The sequence below is a fragment of the Chryseobacterium subflavum genome (assembly GCF_055762745.1).
This window is the reverse complement of record NZ_JBVTMR010000001.1, coordinates 717,369-735,529: the sequence shown is the minus strand read 5'-3', so window position 1 is coordinate 735,529 and position 18,161 is coordinate 717,369. Positions and strand designations below refer to the sequence as shown.

The following is an 18,161-nucleotide window of genomic DNA, read 5'->3' as shown; positions in this document are numbered from 1 at the left end:
TCATGAAGAATATTTTTTTTATCATATTATCCTTGTTTTTATTGACCTCTTGTCAAAAAGAAATAGACCTTGATCTGGCTGATCAGAGTGGAAAGATCGTCATTGAAGGAAACATTACAGATCAACCTGGTCCTTATATTGTAAGAATAACAAAATCAGTAGCGGTTACAGAAAATAATTTGTATCCTGCTGTTACCAATGCACAGGTGATTGTAAGCGATAACATGGGACAAACCGAAACCCTGCAATATATCGGAGACGGAAAATATCAGACGACCAACTTCAGCGGAGTATCAGGAAGGACTTATACTTTAAAAATACAGGCTGAGGGACAACAATATACTGCTCAAAGCACTATGCCCGCAGCTGTAAGTTTTGATGGCCTTACTCAGGATTCCTTTGTATTCGGAGGAGAGACCACTTATACCCTTTTGCCTCTTTTCACGGATCCTGTAGCCTTGGGAAACCGTTATCTTTTTAGCTTTACTATCAACAGCAAGCCTAAAAAGACGCTTGAAGTATTTTCAGATAATATCAATAACGGATTACTGAATCAGCGCCCTTTGTTTCTTCCCAATGATGACGAAGACGGAAACAGCCACAAGGTTGTAGTTGGTGACACCATCCATGTCGAAATGCAATCTATTGATAATAATGTATTCACGTACTACAGTGCATTGCTTCAAATCATTGATGGAGGCGGCCCCGGTGGTGGAGTAACTCCATCCAATCCGCCGAGTAACATCAGCAATGGTGCTTTAGGTTATTTTTCTGCTCACACTCTGAGTAAAAGAAATGCTGTAATTCAATAATCTATAACGATTGAATCAAAAAAAAAGGCTATTCCGAAAATCCGGGATAGCCTTCAATATAATCAGTGTTAAATATGTTTTTATTTTTCTGCTGAACCGTTTTTATAAACCGGATTCCAGCACTTTTAATAATTCAGTCTGCTGAATAAGATCATTCTTACTGCTGATGAGATTATAATTGGCCTGGAGCCAACCGTTCCTTACAACGAAGAAGGTATAGGCATCCATTAAACCCTCTTTGTATTTTTCTTCCGATTTCTGAAATGACAGTTTCTGATTTTCAAAATTGAGATCCAGAAGATGGTATTTTTCCTGTGCATTCAGAAACTGGGCTTTTATGGAATTGATGGTTTGTGTGAGATTATTAATTACCAGTTCTTTGTCATAGTTGGAATTGATAGCATTCAGTTTTGCGATCTCAACATTTGTTTTTACCTGAAGTTTATTGAAAACGGGAATACTGAGGCCGAAACTAAGGGATTGATTCTTATTTTGTCCGAACTGATCAGAAAAACTAAGGGTCGACGCATTATCTTTTCCCAAAACCTTATTATAAAAAGTTGACCAGCTATAGGTTCCGTTCAAAGTTGGCCAATATCCGGCTCTTGCTACCTCTTCCTTTTTTTTCTGTGCATTGATCTCCGCCATCACCGACTGGTAAGCCGGATTCTTTTCTAAAAGCCTTTTTGTAAAGTCGGGATCCTGAAATTCACTTTCTGAAAGAGGATTCTCATTATCCATAACAAAATCTATCGAATCTTGTGTTACCGCCATAGCATTGAGAAGGTTAATCCTTGACAGGTCACGCTGGTTCTTGGCGGATACCCATTGCTCCTGTAAAGTTCCTAAATTGGCTTTTATATCATAGATATCGCTTTTGGGCCTGTTGCCAATCTCCACCTCCTTTTCAGTCCGTTTAATCTGCTCTTCAATGCCTGAGATCTGGGTTTCCAGCACTTCCAGCCAGCTTTTGCTGTTCTGATACGTGAAGAACATCTGTATAACATTCAGCTTTACTTCATTTTTAGCCTGCGCAAGCTTGTAGGTACTGGTTTCTTTATTCAATTTAGAAAGAGAGATATTCAGGAAATTTTTCCAGTTGAACAGTTCCCAATCCGCCCTTGCGTTGAATTGATCGTATTGTGTATTAAGAGCTTCACGCTGATTACTGGACTGGTTGATTGAAGATCCGAAACTATACGTGTGGTTTACCCCTGCTTCTATTGTTGGCAGGAGCATTCCTTTTGATCCGGTGATCAGCCTGTCATTCTTTTCTACGGCAACAGCGGCCTGTTTTATTGACGGATGATGCGTAGATGCATAATCCAGGCACTGTTGCAGGTTCCAGGTTTGCTGCCCCGGATACAGGCTGATAAAAAATATGAAAATGAAATTTTTCATGAGTTCGTTCTGATTTAAGTAGATTAAAAATATAGTATGATTGCGCTACTTATTCATATTTAAGGTACTTTACAAGATTGACTTTTGTAGCTTTGTACGCTTTTATACTTACCACGGCAAATGTCAATGCAAGCAATACACAGAAACTGACGATAAATGGCCATAACGGCATATCAATTCTGTAAGCAAAGTCTTTCAGCCATTCGTTCATCAGGTAGTAACATATAGGTACACTGATCAATACTGCAATTATGGCAATCCAAAGAAACTGTCTGGTCAGTCCGAAGACCAAAATACGGTCAGACGCACCTAAAGTTTTCCTGATCGCTACTTCTTTTAGCTTTTGTTCGATCATCAGGGAAGAGAGAGCAAAAAGCCCAAGCAGAGCCACCATAAGCACCATGGCATTGAGAATAGTAAATAAGGTCTGCTGTTTCTGATACTGTACAAAGGTTTTCGCAAATTTTTGATTTACAAAATAGTATTGGAACGGATATCCCGGCTCAGCTGAGTTTTCCCAGTATTTTTTTACCTTGTTTACTGTTCCTTCAATATCATCAGGTTTTACCTTTACCTGGATACTTTGCAGAGCATACCTGTTTGCGGCAGTTTCTTTGTAATGGAAAAATGCAATGGGCTCTACTTTAAATTTTAAACTTTTAAGATTAAAATCTTTAACGATCCCAACAATCCTATATTTTTTATTGTCATCGAATCCCGGATTTAAATTTCGCGCCAAAGCTTCCTCATCGGTCCAGCCAAACTTTTTAACAAATGCTTCATTTACGATCAGACTGTTAATTGTATCTGAGGCGAGATTAGGGTTTAGCCAGCGTCCTTTTAACAATTTCACTTCCATAAACTGCAGGTAGTTGTAATCCATGGAGCTGTAGTTTGTATTAATAGTCTCCTGCATATAATCGATATTAGCACTTTTCTTCCTGCTACTCCCCGCAACTGCATCTCCAAAGGAAACCGCTTCTACTCCATCAATTTTAGAAATTTCGGACTTCAGACGCTCATACTTCAGCCACGGTTTAGGATCGTTTTCATTGAAGGTTATCAGCATGATTTGCTTTCCATTAAAACCAAGATCTTTGTTCATCATATATTTTACCTGACTGTTTACAATAAGCCCACCGATGATAAAAAACGAAGAGATCATCAACTGAAGGGTAAGAATTCCGTTTCTTAACCATATCCCGTGCTTACTTCGTGAAAAATTCCCTTTCAGTGTTTCAATAGCTTTAAAGCTGGAGAGATAAAAAGCAGGAATAAGTCCTGACAGCAAAGTAACCAAAAGTACAATGATCAGGGAATAAAGAAAGACATGCCAGTCATTCAGCTTTATTTCTTTATCAAAAAACTTATTAAAGCTCGGAAGCAGGAGTTCCGTAAGGACCAGAGAAATAAAATAGGATACCATGCAAATTATAAAAGTCTCTAAAAGAAATTGTCTCATCAGTGAAGACCTTGTTCCTCCGATTGCCTTTCTCACTCCTACTTCTTTGCCTCTTTGAGATGCTTCTGCTGTTTTTAGGTTAATAAAATTAATAGCAGATAAAACAACGATCAGTACAGATAAAATAAACAAGATCAGCACAGTTTTAAAATCTCCTGCAGCCAGCGGGGAAGATTTCGCATGGAGTTTTATCTTATCAAGTGGAGTCAGTAAAACGGTGTTGGGGCCATATTTTTCGAGAAATTGCTGGGTACTGATTCCAGAATCTTTTGCGTCTACCGCTGCCCTTACTTCAATGATGTCTCTTTTAAATTTCTCACTGAAAACCGACGGATCCACTCCCTTTTTTAACATGAAGAAACATGCATAACGATAGTCATTCCAGTGGTCACGGTCACTTCTGAACTGTTCCACAGGATTAATGATAAACTCCGGTTTTATCTGCGTATTTCCTTCCGGAAGTTCGTATACCGCGGTAACGATATAGTCTTTATTTTCAATCTTTACAGATTCCCCCGCAACATTTGTCTTTCCGAACAGCCTGATAGCCGTCTGTTTGGAAATAGCAATAGAGGTTTCTGTTTTTAAAGCATCTTTTGCTCCTCCTGAAATAATCTTAAAAGGAAAAAAATGAAAGAAGCTTTCAGATGCCAGAAGACCGTCCTGCTGAAATGCTGTATGGTATTTTGTAGTCATTTTATTACCGATTCCGGTACCAAAGAAAAGAACGTAATCCTGAACTTCGGGAATTTTCTTAAGGGCATTGAATGCCATAGGATAAGAAATACTGCTACGGTAAGAGTTCTCTGCCTTAGAATAGGTTTGAAAGGCATAGATATCATCTTTTTTAGGATTCCATTTTTCATAGGATTCCTCATCATTCCAATGCATCAGGATCAGCATAAATCCTGTAAGCCCTATCGTAAGTCCAAATATATTGATAATGGTGGACAGCGCATTTTTTTTATAATTGACGAAAGCAATTTTAAGCCAGTTCTTGAACATAATTCTGTTGTTATTAATAATGAATGGTACAGATCATTTCCATGATCTTCATGGGTACACTGAAGGATTTTGATTTATCCGAATTCTTTAGCATCCGCCTTAGCGAATACATCTTTTCTCTGAGAAGCATGTTCCTCATTAAAAATCTCTCCGTCTTTCATGGTGATGATTCGGGAAGCGTATCCGGCATCATAGGAAGAGTGTGTTACCATAACAATGGTAGAGCCTTCTCTGTGAAGTTCTGCCAACAGATTCATCACTTCGTTTCCATTAGAACTGTCCAGATTCCCCGTAGGCTCATCGGCAAGGATCAGTTTGGGCTTAGTGACAAGAGCCCTGGCTACGGCTGCTCTTTGCTGCTGCCCTCCCGAAAGCTGTTGGGGATAATGTTTGGCCCGGTGGCTGATATTTATCTTTTCCATAATTTCTTCCACCTTCTTTTTTCTTTCTGAGGAGGAAACCCCATTATAGATCAAGGGCAGTTCAATATTTTCATAGACGGTAAGCTCATCTATCAGATTAAAATTCTGAAAAATGAAACCTATATTCTTTTTACGGACATCCGATTTACCTTTTTCGCTAAGTCCCACCATTTCCACTCCTGAAAACTGATAGGAACCGGCTGAAGCAGAATCCAGAAGTCCGAGAATATTGAGAAAAGTAGATTTTCCACAGCCTGAAGGTCCCATTACAGCAAGGAATTCTCCTTCTTTAATGCCCAGGCTTACCTTATTTAATGCATGGGTCTGAACATCTTCTGATATATAAATTTTTGAAAGGTTATGAATATTGATCATGATAATTTGATATTTAATTGTATTATGTATTGTTGATAAATCCCTGATATCAGGTTCATTAGAGAAGCTTTTACCTAAATTGCTGAATCGGCTTCATCTCTGTAACAATATGAATTAAAAGTATTCATATTTTTACTTTTTTATGGTGAGTATCTCATATTTTTTAAGATCCGCATAATCTGATATGATTACCGTTTCTCCTTCATGAAGCCCCGATTTCACTTCATAATATAAAGGGTTTTCCCTACCCAGGCTTACGTTTCTCCGTTCGGCTTTATTTCCTTTAACCACAAACACCCATTTCCCATTGGTATCTTTATAAAAATTCCCTTTTGGAATCATGGTACTCTGTGTATCTGCCGAAAGTTTTAGTTTTACTCCGAATGTCATCCCTATTTTGAGGTTTTCAGGCTTTTTGTCCGTGAAATTAAGCTCTGCTGAAAACTGCCCGTCTTTTACTTCAGGAAGTATTTTGGTAATCACCACCTCATCTTCCTGTCCGTTATTATCCAGAACTCCCTTAATTCCGTTTTGCAGTTTGTTGATGTAATATTCATCTACTTTAGCTACCAGCTTATAGCCGTCCATCAGATCTATTTTTCCAATGCTTTGGCCATTCGTAAGGTTCTCACCTACCGATATTGTGAAAGATGAAAGTCTTCCGGAAGCCGGAGCCATGATCAGGAAATTATTTTTGTTAGAATGTAGGATTTGTAAGCTTTTATCCATCTGGTTTATCGATGTATTAATTGCCGACATTTGAGCGCTTCTGGAATTTTTTTCACTGGAATAGCCTTTTTCTACAATTGATTTCCTTTGTTTCTGGTACGTAAGATTCTGCACACTGATGTCATAATCTGTTTTCTTCCCGATCTCTGCATCATAGAGACGTTTTTGAAGGTTAAAATTCTGTAGGGCTGTATTATAATCATTCTGTGCCTGCAGCAATTCCTTATCCTGGGCCAGCTCCTGATTTTTCAGTTCCAGAAGTGTACTCCTCATCTGGCTGATCTGCTGCATGATCCCTGTTTCCTGATTCATATAGCTGAATTCGGTATTCGGATTGTAGACTCTTGCTATCGGCTGACCTTTTGTGACCATCTGACCGTCTTCAGCAAATATTTCCTTAACCGCTCCTCCTTCCAGAACATTTACAAATGAAGATTTAAGCGATTGTGTCTGTGCATTCACCATCAGCATATCTTCAAATTTCCCTCTCGTAACCTTATCGGTCTGGATATCTTCTGCCGAAACATTATACGTCTTTTTCTGGCTGCTGAAATACATCCCGGAAAGCGACAAAACAGCTATAGCTCCCAATCCCCCTAAAACAAATTTTAATTTCGATTTCTTTTTTACTATTTTCGTATCCATAATAAAGATAACTCTTTTTGTTACAGTAAATTACACAACACAGATGCCAGAAAATTATACTTTTATAAGTGTCTGATAATCTGAAATAATATTAATAAGAGGAGTTGATCAGGTGTTCATTATCGGACACTTTTTGTCCGATAATGAACATTTTTAATAGAAAAAGAATGAGTTTTAATACAATCAACAAATACCGATATGCGAAAAAAAGAAGCGCACATTCTCATTGTAGATGACGACGAAGACATTTTGTTTTCTGCAAGAGTCTGGCTTAAAAAATTTTTCACAGAGGTCAGCTGTCTTAGTAAGCCCGTACAGATCATGAAATTCATGACTGAAAACCAGGTTGATACAGTAGTACTGGATATGAACTTCAGAAAAGGTTTTGAAAGCGGCCAGGATGGTTTGTACTGGATGAAGGAGATCAAAACACTTGAACCTCAGCTTCCCATTATTCTTATGACCGCTTACGGCGAAGTAGAACTTGCGGTTGAAGCTTTAAAAAACGGTGCGTCGGATTTCATCCTGAAGCCGTGGAATAATGAAAAGCTCTATGCCTCTGTGAATCTCGCTGTAGATATTTCCAGAAAAAATAAAAAGCTGAGTCAGTGGGAAAATATAAATCAGAAAAACCATCAGTATCAGCTTTATAGTCATTCTCCGAAAATGCAGGAAGTCTTAGAACAAATCGAAAAAGTAGCCCCTACGGATGCCAATGTTCTGCTTCTGGGAGAAAACGGGACGGGAAAATATGTCCTTGCCGAGTCTATTCATGAACAATCGGAGAGAAAAAATCAGCCTTTTGTGCATATTGATCTTGGAAGTATTTCCGAAAGCCTTTTTGAATCAGAATTATTCGGTTATAAAAAAGGAGCATTTACTGATGCCCACCAGGATTACGCCGGAAAAATAGAAAATGCACAAAATGGAACAGTTTTTCTTGACGAGATCGGAAATCTACCGCTACAGTTGCAGACAAAATTATTAAGCCTTATTCAGAACCGGAAATTGTCGAGATTAGGTGAAACCAAGGAACGCTTACTGGATGTCCGTTTTATTTTTGCCACTAATGAAAACCTTAAAAAAGCGGTAGCTGAAAATCGCTTTCGCCAGGATCTTTACTACCGTATCAATACCGTGGAAATTCATATCCCTGCTTTAAGGGAAAGACAGGAAGATATAGGTCTTCTGGCTCAGTATTTTCTGGACCGCTATAAACAGAAATACCATAAACCGAACCTGGAACTTACGGAAGGTTTAATGCTTACCATTATCAATTATTCCTGGCCGGGAAATATCCGGGAGCTGGATCATTGTCTTGAAAGAAGTGTTATCCTGTCCACCGATCATCATCTCCAATTGCTGATGCCTCAGCCGGAGGAGCAAGAGCAAACCATTATCAATCTTAATATCGAGGAAATGGAAGAAGTACTGATCAAAAAGGCATTGAAAAAACATACCGGGAATATTTCTCTGGCAGCCGAAGATTTAGGTCTTTCCCGGGCTGCACTTTACAGGAGAATGGAGAAATTTGGGATATGAGTGGTAGATGGTAGAAATTAGAGGTTAGAAAGTAGATTTTAGACAATGTATTAAAATTATGAATAAATATAAATATTGGTGGTTGCTTTACCACTTTCTGGCAATCATGAGCGGAATTGCTACCTATCATTTTTTTTTACAGGAAAAATGGTTTAATGCGAGTCTTTTTGCCGGAATAATGGTGCTCTTTGTTATTTTGATCAACCAATCGCAGATTGCTTTAGCTTCAAAAACAGAGAAGATTATATCTTCTATCAGAAAAAAAGATTTTTCATTATTTCCCAAAGAGGAAGGAACAGCGCTTTTGGATAGCAGCATCCGTTTGTACTACCAGAGCAAAGAAGAACAATTTTCCCTATCGTCTTATAAGCTTCTGTACGAAAGTATTCTGGACCAGATGGAAACAGGACTCATGATCCTTTCCGAGGAAAATAAAAACTGGGAAGTATTTTATGTGAATGAAGCTTTTCTTACAAGCCTCCAGGTTCCAAGATACAACAACTGGAGCCTGTATGCATCTAAAGCTCCTGAATTTTTTAAAATTATTGAGGATACAGGATACAGCAATTCTCAGGAATTTTTTGATATTTCTATTCGTGGAAATTCCAAGCAGTCCTTTTCATTAAGAACAAAACAGGTAAAAAATCCGCAACACCGTTTTTACATCATCACCCTGGAATCCGTTCAGAAGATCATAGAACAAAAAGAGAAGCTCGCATGGAATAACCTGATGAAGGTGATTTCACACGAACTCCTCAATACACTGACCCCCGTAAACAGCCTGATCCAAAGCCTGGAATACATCAGTAATCAGGAAACCGTAGATAAAGAAGACCAGCAGGAAATGAAAGAAAGCCTGATGATCATTAATTCCAAATCAAAACAGTTGCTAAGCTTTGTTGATGATTACCGCCAGGTTGCAGAATTACCCAAACCCGTTCTGGCTTCTGTTTCCCTGAAAAAAATAGTAGAATCTGCATTAAATTTCCTGAAACCGGAATTTGAAAAGCAAAATATTTCAATCGTCCGCGAAATTGAAGATTTCAGGGTTCTGGCGGATGAGAAAATGATAGAACGCAGTCTTATCAATTTGTATCTCAATGCGATATTTGCCGTTTCTGAAAAAGCAAATAAAACCATCACAACCACTGTCCGATCTCAAAATAACCGCATCATTATCGCTATTACCGACAACGGATCAGGCATTACTCCTGAAATTAAAGACAAGATCTTCCTTCCTTTCTTTACAACCAGAGCCAGTGGTTCCGGAATCGGGCTCACACTTACCAAAAGTATAATGGAAGCGCATGGAGGGTATCTCAATTACCAGGCACTGAATGAGGGCAGCAGTTTTGAATTATGGTTTTTAGTATAACTGCTTTTCAATTGTAATTGGAAAACCTAAAATACTCTGCTTTATTCAACCAGGCTTATCTGCTCAAAGATTTGCCTTTTGGACTTTTCAAATATCTCTCCGCCGAACTCTTCATTGTCCAGAGAAAAAAGGGTTATATCTTTTACTCCCATAATCCCGAATATAAACTCCAGATACGTGGTCTGAAAATTCATATGAGCATTTTTCTCTCCTGCTCCATAGCCTGTATCTCCCCTGCTGGACAGTATAAATATCTTTTTATTTTCAAGTAAGCCTACATAATCCCCATCAGGAACTCCTGATCGAAATTTCCAGGTTTTATTGAATCTCATCACCTGGTCGATATAGGCTTTCAAACCACTGGGAAGCGACCAATTATACATTGGTGTGGCAATGACATAAATATCATGTTCTTTCAATTCATCCACCAGTTCATCACTCAGCTCCAAGGCTTTATGATCCGCTTCTGTCCTGTCTGCAGGCTTGGTAAACGCCCCGGCAATCCAGGATTCATCAATTCCGGGAATCACCTCTGTTCCTACTTCCCTGTAGGTAAATATATCCTGAGGATATTTTGATGTCCAGTTGTCTGCAAAAAGCTTTGACAGTTTTCGGCTGTGTGATCTTTCATTTCTTACGCTTGCGTTGATGATCAATACTTTTCTCATATGCTTCGTTATTATAATGAAGCAAAATTCCAGATTATAAAAGAGAGAAAAATTGACCTAGTTCAAGAGGATTTATTTTTTTTTCGCAGTCTGCTAATAAATTCTGCCGACACTCCCAGATAGGAAGCAATCAGATACTGCGGAACCCTGGAAGCGATATCAGGATATCTTTCAAGAAAATCAAAATACCTGTATTCTGCATCATATACATTATGGTAGATCAGTCTTTTTTGCAGGACCCCAAGGTAACTTTCAAGGATAAGCCGGAAATAACGCTCAAGTTGTGGAATAGCCCGCAACAGATTTTGAAATGAATGGTAATTGATCTGTAAGACCTTGGTTTTTTCAAGAGCCTGGATATTGTAAATAGAAGTCTTCTGTTTAGAAAAGCTATCGATATCACTAGCCCACCAATCGTCAATAGAGAAATAAAGAATTTCTTCATTACCATTCTCGGAATTGATATAAAATGCTTTCACGAGACCTGAAACCACATAATTATCATACCGGCAGACATCCCCGTTTCTCAAAAGATAATCTCCCTTTTCCAAAATTTTCTCTGTCCAGAAACTCTCAAAAATTTCAGTCTCTTCCTCTGTTAAAGTAACATATCTGGAAATATTTTTCAGTAAAGGGTTTTCCTTCATAAGCGATCTTTAATGAGATGATCAACAAATGTACAGAATATTCCAATCTATTCATGGTTTATAAAAGATCAGGTAATGAGTTAATGCATGAGCACTCTCCATTTCATATATCCCAGAAAAAAATTACCGCGAATTGTGCTATCATCCCTGTAAGTTCTTCATTGATTGCGTACCTTTAGTATTCTATTTTTGTGGCAATAAAATCCTTTTACAATGAGAATAGTAACAATAGAGGAACACGTGTCCTTTCCTGAAATGTCCCACTTTCTTCCTGACGGTATAACGGATAAAAAGCAGCCATCGGGTCCGGCAATGAGACTGATGCCTATGTTGTCGGATATTTCCGGACAACGACTGGAATCGATGGATCAATCGGGTATATCCATGCAGGTCCTTTCTGTAGAAAATACCGATGTCAATTTACTGGATCAGTCATCTGCTCCTGCATTTGCTTCGCAATATAATGATTTGCTGGCGGAGAGAATAAAAGATCATCCTGACAGGTTTGCGGCATTTGCCCATCTTCCGATGGTGGCTCCCTCTGCTGCGGCTGATGAGCTTGAACGCACCGTAAAGACTTATGGTTTCCGCGGTGCTATGATCCGCGGACTTACCTGTGGAGAATTCCTGGACGCTCCTAAATTTGCACCTGTTTTTGAAAGAGCTGAAAAGTTAGGAGTCCCCCTATATATACACCCCGGAATCCCACCAAAACCTGTCTTGGATGCTTACTACAGCAATATAGGCACAACCTCCGGTTCTTTTGATGCTCTTGCCTGCTGGGGATGGGGATGGCACTCAGAAACAGCTATTCATGTACTGCGACTTCTGATAGCCGGAGTTTTTGATGATTATCCCAAACTGAAAATAATCATAGGGCATATGGGCGAAATGTTACCGATCATGTGGGACAGGTCCAATAAGGCTTTTCAGCCGGGTAATGGAGGCCGTAATCAAAGAACAATGGCTGATACATTCAGAGAGCAGCTTTATATAACAACGAGTGGCTTCTTCACCCAACCTCCTTTGCAAATAGCATTGGATACGATAGGCATAGATCATATTATTCTATCGGTAGATTATCCTTTCAGTGATAATCAGATGGGTATTGATTTCTTACACGGCATAAATCTTCCAGCTGAACAGATCGCAAAGATCGCCCATGGAAATGCAGACCGCATCCTGGGACTTTAATAATTGATTACATTCTCTATGCAAAATATTCCCATCCATCAATTACAGGAAAAAACTGATCATAGTTTTTTAATTTCACGATTTGGCCCTGAGCAGATCAGTCGGAAGCATTCCAGAGATCTTGGGGCACACCGTGACGATCATTATATATTTTTTATGATGCTGAAAGGCTCCGGATCCACAATTGTAGACTTTGAAAATAAAATTATCCGTGAAAAACAGCTGTACTACATTTTACCGGAACAGGTTCATTACCGGATTCAGTCGAGAAAAGCTGAAGGATGGTATATCGCTGTAGATCCTTCATTGGTGGACCCATCATGCCGGAACACTTTTGAAAGCTGGCTGGGCTTTCAGGAACCTATTGATCTTCGTCCGGAAGATGCGGAAGATATGGATCAGCTATTGAGTATTTTACATAGAAAAACAGATCATTCTTCCCGGGATAAACTCAATTTAAATATAGCTTACTCATTACTGCGTTCCTTTTTTGAAATGGCAGCAGATGTTGTTCGTATCCGGGAGAATTCTGAAGCCAATTCAAGAACCGCTGAACTGTCCTTTCAATTCAAAAATCTTCTTAACAAACATATCAGGAAATATAAAAGTCCTTCTGATTACGCAAAAATGCTCCATATTTCAGAGTCATACCTGAATGAATGCCTGAAAAAATATACGGGTTCCCCTGTTTCATTCTGGATCAGGTACAATATAATTCTTGAAGCTAAACGGCTTTTATACTTCAGTGACCTCAATGTAAAACAGATTGCAAATGACCTGGGTTTCGAAGATCATTCCTATTTTTCACGCTTTTTCTCTAAAGAAACGGGAATGACAGCCCTTAATTTCCGTAAAAAATTCAGAGATTAATTTTTCTACTGACATACTCTTGTCACAGCCTGAGCTTACTTTTGTTCCAGGATATTATTAAATTCAACAAACATGAAATTAACATCATTAAGAATTATCACAAAGGACATTAAGCAATCCGTACAGTTTTATGAAAATGCAATGGGACTGACAGCTCAATGGTATACAGAAGATTTTGCAGAGCTCTCTACAAGTTCTATCACTTTAGCTATAGGAAGCACACGCACCATGACGCTCTTCAGTGAAAACCTCACAGCATCTACCGGAAGCAAAAGCAGCATCATAGAATTTATTGTCGACAATGTAGACGATGAATATGAGAGAATTAAAGGAATTACAAGTGAAATTGTCCAGGAGCCCACCACCATGCCGTGGGGTAACCGGTCACTTTTATTCTGTGATCCGGACGGAAATCTGATCAATTTTTTCACACCTGTTTCTCCGGAAGCAATTAAAAAGTTCAGCTAAAAATTTATATTGAATCATCATATCCTTCATTTTCTAACTAACGGCAAACTCCTGCTTCTTCGAAGCAGGAGTTTTTTTATTGATCCGATGTGTAAATTCAGTACGGCTTACTTAATCAGCCACATGGTCTCATTAATATTATCACCAGCCGGATACTGCTTGGTGATGGCATTGTTAAGATTGGTATTGTTATTATTGATTTCCGAAGAAGGATACATCCATCTTTTAGGAATCTTGCCGTTGTTCAGAATTCCGGGACCATCAGTATTGAAGTGAGGAAAACCTGTTCTTCTCTGATCATAGAATATTTGCCATCCCGTATTAAAAAACAAGGCCGTATGCTTCTGATCCATAATCTGTTCGATCTCTTTTCCAGGCTGCAGATTAATGGTTGGCTGAGCCAGATAAGCCGCTACATCTGTAGGACTTATTTTATAGAAAGTCATGGATGCATTAATGGCATTCAGGTAGTATGTATTTGCGTTTGCATTGATCCAGCCTCTTACGGCCGCTTCGGCCAAAACAAATTGGAGTTCAGCATATCCCATTAATAAAGAAGGCTCATTGATCGGATCATTAAAATATCTCGGATTAATTCTTGATGCCAGACCATTAGATGCTTTGGTAGAATTCTGCCCCAGATCCCCACTTCCATATAATCCGTCATAAAAGCTAAACGGATCTGAAGGACTTGTCCCAACTGTACTTGTTTTCTTTTCAGCCATTTTAAATAACCTTGGATCTTTGGAAGTCCTGAGTTTATCTACAAAACTTTGCTCCATATAATAGGCCGTCTGCAGATCATTACTATTAAAAAACGGATACCGGTTATTTACAAGATTATAAAACGGTAATGCACCACTGTCATTGCTGGATTCCATCACAGGATTTTGGGCCGGATTATTGATAATATTGGCAAAAGTCTGTTTTACATTCAGATCCGGATCATCCGCTTTTTTAGAAAGATCCATTAAGATCCTTAATCTGTAGGAATTGATCAGTTTTCTCCACTTAAGCAAATCTCCATTATAGATAATGTCCCCACGGATCGGAGTATTCAGATTGGAAAGCTCGGTATTGGCTAATGCCAGCTCATTAAGGACGTTTTTATAAATGCTTTTCTGGTCATCATATTTCGGATAAAAATTAGCCGTGTTTATTGCCTCACTATAAGGAATATCACCAAATGTCTCGGTTAAGGAGATAAAATAATAAGATTTAAAGAAGCGGGCCAGTGCAATATATTCCTTTCCTCCTTTTTTATTGGCTTCCTCCACCATCTTTTCCACCTGCTTGATGTTGTCATAAACACCAAATGATCCTCTTTGCCAGTTGTAATACTGCTGCGCATTAACTCCGTTGATATAGGTAAGTTGTCTAGATGCAAGAGCTGCTTCCGCCTTAATCGTACTGAATGCATTCACTTCGATTCCCGGAAGGATGTTTTCCGCATCTACACTTTTAGGACGGTTGGGATCATCATGGAAATCATCTACCCTGCTGCAGCCCGTAAGTCCTATTAAAGCAGTCAGCAACACTATATATATTTTAGCTACTTTCATTTCTATCGTATTTTTATCATTAGAATTTTACATTGAGATTAACTCCAAAACTTCTTGTTGCAGGAGTCTGAAGCTGGTCGACACCAGAATCGGGATCTACATTTTTAATCTTTGAAGCCAGCCAAAGGTTTCTACCGATTAACGAAACACTCGCTGATGATACTCCTAATTTTTCGGCAAAAGATTTTTCAAAATTATAAGTAACCGTGATCTCTCTCAATTTGATAAAGGTTTGCTTATAATAATGGTAATTGCTTTCAAAAGCATTGCTGGTACTCTGCATATAAGCATTGTAGTTTACAGCAACATCATTGGGAACAAAAACACGGGTATCAGATTTTATATTACCATTCTGGTCATATGTTATAGAACCGCTTACCACTCTTACACCCGGTGCTATGTAAGTATTGTTTCCGGCATTGGCATCATCCCTATACTGATTAACTGTTCCCGGGGCAATCCCTCCCCACCACATTTTCTGATTGGTAGTGGAATACATGGTTCCTCCAAGTCGGCCATCAAATAATAAGGAAAGTGAGAAGTTCTTGTAGCTGAAATTATTGGATAAACCATAAGTCCAGTCCGGATCAGAATATCCCATATTGCTTTCAAAGGGTGCTGTGGAATTCACAGGATATCCGTTTTGAAGGACCAATTGCCCGTCCGGTGAAGTTTCATAAGGCATGGCAGTCAGTTTATCAGCTCTCTCTCCTACCCGGATGAAATTGTTCCTTCCGTTGGCAGCGTTATAGATTGTTGTATAATCTTTACCTCCATAAGCTTCTTTTAAATACTTCCGGTAGTGGCTCAAATTCAGCTGTGTACTCCATCTGAAATCCGATTTCTTAATGACATCCGCATTCAGGGTAAACTCCACCCCTTTTCTTTGAAATACATTTCCGTTGGTTAGGTACGTTTTATATCCTACTCCCTCAGACAGAGGAATACTCGCCAGATTATTATAATCCCGGGTTTGATAATAAGCAACGTCTAAATTAATTCTGTTTTTTAGAAATGAAATGTTCGTTCCTACCTCCCATGAGTTCGATGTTTCCGGCTTTATATTACTGTCGATCAACACGTCCCCGAAAACAAATGTTGATTGTCCGTTCCAGCTGATATCACTTTTTTCAAATGCAGAGATATAACCATACGTATCGTTGGCCAGCTTACCATTGGAAACCTGGGCCAATGATCCGCGAAGTTTGGCAAAACTGATCCAATCCGGAAGCGTTACCAGTTGGTTAAGTAATACTGATCCGGAAACAGACGGATAGAAATACCCGTTATTTCCTTTCGGAAGTGTGGATACTTTGTCATATCGGGCAGTCATATTCAGGAAAAATGCTTTGTAAATTTCCATATCTACGTACCCGTATACGCTGTTGATCTGTTCAAATTCTTTCCGGTTTCCTGCTTTTGGAGCAAATAGCGGTCCTATACTGTTAAAAAGATTATACCATCCCGGGCTTACCAATCCATCAGTACGGATCTCACTATTTTTCTGTTCCCTGTAGAAATTAGACAAATATCCTTCACCGGTTAATGAGAAGTTTTCTGAAAAGCGGTTCTGGTATTTAAGTCCCAGTTCTGAAGTAATATCAAAATAATTTCCGTTAATCTGCGTATAGTTTCCTAATGACTTATTTCCATACCCTATATAGCTTTTAGGCTCTCTATATTCGCGGTTCAGGGCATACACATTTGTCCCCACTCGGGCTTTAGCTGATAATTTGGGAATGATCTGGTATTCCAGGTTTACATTTCCCATTACATTGTCCTTATAGTAAGGTCTCAGGTATTCATACGCCTGAAAATAAGGATTGTTGTAGTAAGAAACATTGTAATGCCTTTGCTGGTATCCTTCTTTTCCGGCTACCCAGTAATTTCTCAGGTCTCTTACATCTACATCGGCACCGGTCCATAATACCAGATTATAAAGATAGTTCGTAGGTCCGTATCCTACTTCCGGGAAGTTGGAGGTATATTCTTTATTATAGGTTAAAGTAGAATTAATCGTAAGCTTTTCAATAGGATTTACGGATCCTGCCAGACTGATTGACGTAGTTTTCAGATCGGTATTCGGAACGATTCCCTTCTGATAAATATTAGAAAGGGAAAATCTGAAAGTTGCTTTTTCACTTCCCCAGTCCACACTCAGGTTATTGGACTGGATAACGCCGGTATCAAAGAAATTTTTAATATTATTCTTTCCACGGGAAATCCATGGTAAGGGTATCGGTTTTCCGGTTGAAGGATCAATCGGACTATTGTATTGCGGAGTTTCATAATATCCACTGGGTGTTGTAGGATCTTTCTGGTCTAGCTTAGGACCCCAGATCCATCCGCCACCTTCACTTCCGGAACCACTTCCGTCTATATAGGCATATTTCCCGTTATTTCCTCCCCCGTATGTTGTCTGCACTTTAGGAATACGGATAAAAGAAGTCTGAAACATGGTGGAATTATTAAATGAAATACTCATTCTTCCTTTCTTACCTTTTTTAGTGGTAATCATGATTGCTCCGTCCTTTCCCACTGATCCGTACAAAGCAGAAGCTGTAGGTCCTTTCAATACACTGATATTATCGATATCATCCGCATTGATCCTCCACAAATCAGCGGTCCTGTCTGGAACACCGTCAATAACAATAAGCGGCTTGGCACCCCTCAGGCTGATTCCCGGATCCTGAAAAAGATCCGTACTGTTCTTAACATTCAATCCGGCTACCCTTCCGGAAAGGGAATTGATGAAATTCGGTTCCTTTGCTTTTTCAAACACATCGCCTTTCACCTCCTGTACTGCATATCCCAACGTTTTTTTGTCTTTTTTGATCCCAAGTGCTGTAATAACAACCTCATCGATCTTTTTCTCATGGGTCTTTATGGTATCGGCGCCATCTATTTTCTGTACGTTCTGGCCATAGACTTCCAGGCCTGTGACTAAGCCCAGGCCGATTAAAAGATGTAATTTCATAAGTAGA

14 protein-coding genes are annotated in these 18,161 nt (G+C 39.1%); 6 read left to right on the top strand and 8 right to left on the bottom strand.

Annotated features, from left to right (window positions below; genetic code table 11):
* Positions 1–2 precede the first annotated feature (2 nt).
* Positions 3–812, top strand: a complete 810-nt coding sequence (locus tag AC0INN_RS03365; protein ID WP_273647650.1) for a DUF4249 domain-containing protein — start codon at positions 3–5, stop codon at positions 810–812.
* 102 nt (positions 813–914) lie between these two features.
* On the opposite strand, the gene AC0INN_RS03360 is transcribed toward AC0INN_RS03365, so the two are convergent.
* The 4 genes from AC0INN_RS03360 to AC0INN_RS03345 form a co-directional block, all read right to left on the bottom strand.
* Positions 915–2,213, bottom strand: coding sequence for a TolC family protein (locus tag AC0INN_RS03360; RefSeq protein ID WP_172278031.1), 1,299 nt, complete (start codon positions 2,211–2,213; stop codon positions 915–917).
* A gap of 49 nt (positions 2,214–2,262) precedes the next feature.
* Entirely contained in the window at positions 2,263–4,680 is a 2,418-nt protein-coding gene (locus tag AC0INN_RS03355; RefSeq protein WP_306611679.1) for an FtsX-like permease family protein, read from the bottom strand.
* Positions 4,681–4,754: 74 nt separating this feature from the next.
* Complete coding sequence (locus AC0INN_RS03350; protein ID WP_273647648.1) at positions 4,755–5,477, bottom strand: ABC transporter ATP-binding protein; 723 nt, start codon at positions 5,475–5,477, stop codon at positions 4,755–4,757.
* A gap of 132 nt (positions 5,478–5,609) precedes the next feature.
* Entirely contained in the window at positions 5,610–6,851 is a 1,242-nt protein-coding gene (locus AC0INN_RS03345; RefSeq protein WP_273647647.1) for an efflux RND transporter periplasmic adaptor subunit, read from the bottom strand.
* Positions 6,852–7,049: 198 nt separating this feature from the next.
* Between AC0INN_RS03345 and AC0INN_RS03340 the strand changes: the two genes are divergently transcribed.
* Positions 7,050–8,393, top strand: coding sequence for a sigma-54-dependent transcriptional regulator (locus AC0INN_RS03340; RefSeq protein WP_306611676.1), 1,344 nt, complete (start codon positions 7,050–7,052; stop codon positions 8,391–8,393).
* A gap of 58 nt (positions 8,394–8,451) precedes the next feature.
* On the top strand, positions 8,452–9,768 hold the full coding sequence (locus AC0INN_RS03335; protein WP_306611674.1) for a sensor histidine kinase: 1,317 nt from the start codon (positions 8,452–8,454) through the stop codon (positions 9,766–9,768).
* A gap of 41 nt (positions 9,769–9,809) precedes the next feature.
* On the opposite strand, the gene AC0INN_RS03330 is transcribed toward AC0INN_RS03335, so the two are convergent.
* Complete coding sequence (locus AC0INN_RS03330) at positions 9,810–10,436, bottom strand: FMN-dependent NADH-azoreductase (protein WP_306611672.1); 627 nt, start codon at positions 10,434–10,436, stop codon at positions 9,810–9,812.
* Between the two features lie 62 nt (positions 10,437–10,498).
* The gene (locus AC0INN_RS03325) at positions 10,499–11,083 is read right to left on the bottom strand and encodes a Crp/Fnr family transcriptional regulator (protein WP_172278018.1); all 585 of its coding nucleotides are present in this window, start codon (positions 11,081–11,083) and stop codon (positions 10,499–10,501) included.
* 213 nt (positions 11,084–11,296) lie between these two features.
* On the opposite strand from AC0INN_RS03325, the gene AC0INN_RS03320 reads away from it, so the two are divergent.
* The 3 genes from AC0INN_RS03320 (at position 11,297) to AC0INN_RS03310 (ending at position 13,615) form a co-directional block, all read left to right on the top strand.
* Positions 11,297–12,277: an amidohydrolase family protein gene (locus tag AC0INN_RS03320; protein ID WP_306611669.1), complete on the top strand. Its 981-nt coding sequence runs from the start codon at positions 11,297–11,299 to the stop codon at positions 12,275–12,277.
* Between the two features lie 18 nt (positions 12,278–12,295).
* Complete coding sequence (locus tag AC0INN_RS03315; protein WP_306611665.1) at positions 12,296–13,147, top strand: helix-turn-helix domain-containing protein; 852 nt, start codon at positions 12,296–12,298, stop codon at positions 13,145–13,147.
* A gap of 72 nt (positions 13,148–13,219) precedes the next feature.
* Positions 13,220–13,615: a VOC family protein gene (locus AC0INN_RS03310; protein ID WP_172278012.1), complete on the top strand. Its 396-nt coding sequence runs from the start codon at positions 13,220–13,222 to the stop codon at positions 13,613–13,615.
* Positions 13,616–13,722: 107 nt separating this feature from the next.
* Here AC0INN_RS03310 and AC0INN_RS03305 read toward each other — a convergent pair whose 3' ends face one another.
* Positions 13,723–15,177 carry a SusD/RagB family nutrient-binding outer membrane lipoprotein gene (locus AC0INN_RS03305; RefSeq protein ID WP_306611664.1) on the bottom strand — a complete coding sequence of 485 codons (1,455 nt, stop codon included), beginning with the start codon at positions 15,175–15,177 and terminating at the stop codon, positions 13,723–13,725.
* Positions 15,178–15,196: 19 nt separating this feature from the next.
* Complete coding sequence (locus AC0INN_RS03300) at positions 15,197–18,154, bottom strand: SusC/RagA family TonB-linked outer membrane protein (RefSeq protein WP_306611663.1); 2,958 nt, start codon at positions 18,152–18,154, stop codon at positions 15,197–15,199.
* Positions 18,155–18,161 lie beyond the last annotated feature (7 nt).

Coding starts and splice junctions, on each gene's coding strand:
- AC0INN_RS03365 (WP_273647650.1), top strand. CDS start 3: ATGAAGAATATTTTTTTTATCATATTATCCTTGTTTTTATTGACCTCT.
- AC0INN_RS03305 (WP_306611664.1), bottom strand. CDS start 15,177: ATGAAAGTAGCTAAAATATATATAGTGTTGCTGACTGCTTTAATAGGA.
- AC0INN_RS03340 (WP_306611676.1), top strand. CDS start 7,050: ATGCGAAAAAAAGAAGCGCACATTCTCATTGTAGATGACGACGAAGAC.
- AC0INN_RS03335 (WP_306611674.1), top strand. CDS start 8,452: ATGAATAAATATAAATATTGGTGGTTGCTTTACCACTTTCTGGCAATC.
- AC0INN_RS03300 (WP_306611663.1), bottom strand. CDS start 18,154: ATGAAATTACATCTTTTAATCGGCCTGGGCTTAGTCACAGGCCTGGAA.
- AC0INN_RS03320 (WP_306611669.1), top strand. CDS start 11,297: ATGAGAATAGTAACAATAGAGGAACACGTGTCCTTTCCTGAAATGTCC.
- AC0INN_RS03315 (WP_306611665.1), top strand. CDS start 12,296: ATGCAAAATATTCCCATCCATCAATTACAGGAAAAAACTGATCATAGT.
- AC0INN_RS03360 (WP_172278031.1), bottom strand. CDS start 2,213: ATGAAAAATTTCATTTTCATATTTTTTATCAGCCTGTATCCGGGGCAG.
- AC0INN_RS03350 (WP_273647648.1), bottom strand. CDS start 5,477: ATGATCAATATTCATAACCTTTCAAAAATTTATATATCAGAAGATGTT.
- AC0INN_RS03325 (WP_172278018.1), bottom strand. CDS start 11,083: ATGAAGGAAAACCCTTTACTGAAAAATATTTCCAGATATGTTACTTTA.
- AC0INN_RS03355 (WP_306611679.1), bottom strand. CDS start 4,680: ATGTTCAAGAACTGGCTTAAAATTGCTTTCGTCAATTATAAAAAAAAT.
- AC0INN_RS03310 (WP_172278012.1), top strand. CDS start 13,220: ATGAAATTAACATCATTAAGAATTATCACAAAGGACATTAAGCAATCC.
- AC0INN_RS03330 (WP_306611672.1), bottom strand. CDS start 10,436: ATGAGAAAAGTATTGATCATCAACGCAAGCGTAAGAAATGAAAGATCA.
- AC0INN_RS03345 (WP_273647647.1), bottom strand. CDS start 6,851: ATGGATACGAAAATAGTAAAAAAGAAATCGAAATTAAAATTTGTTTTA.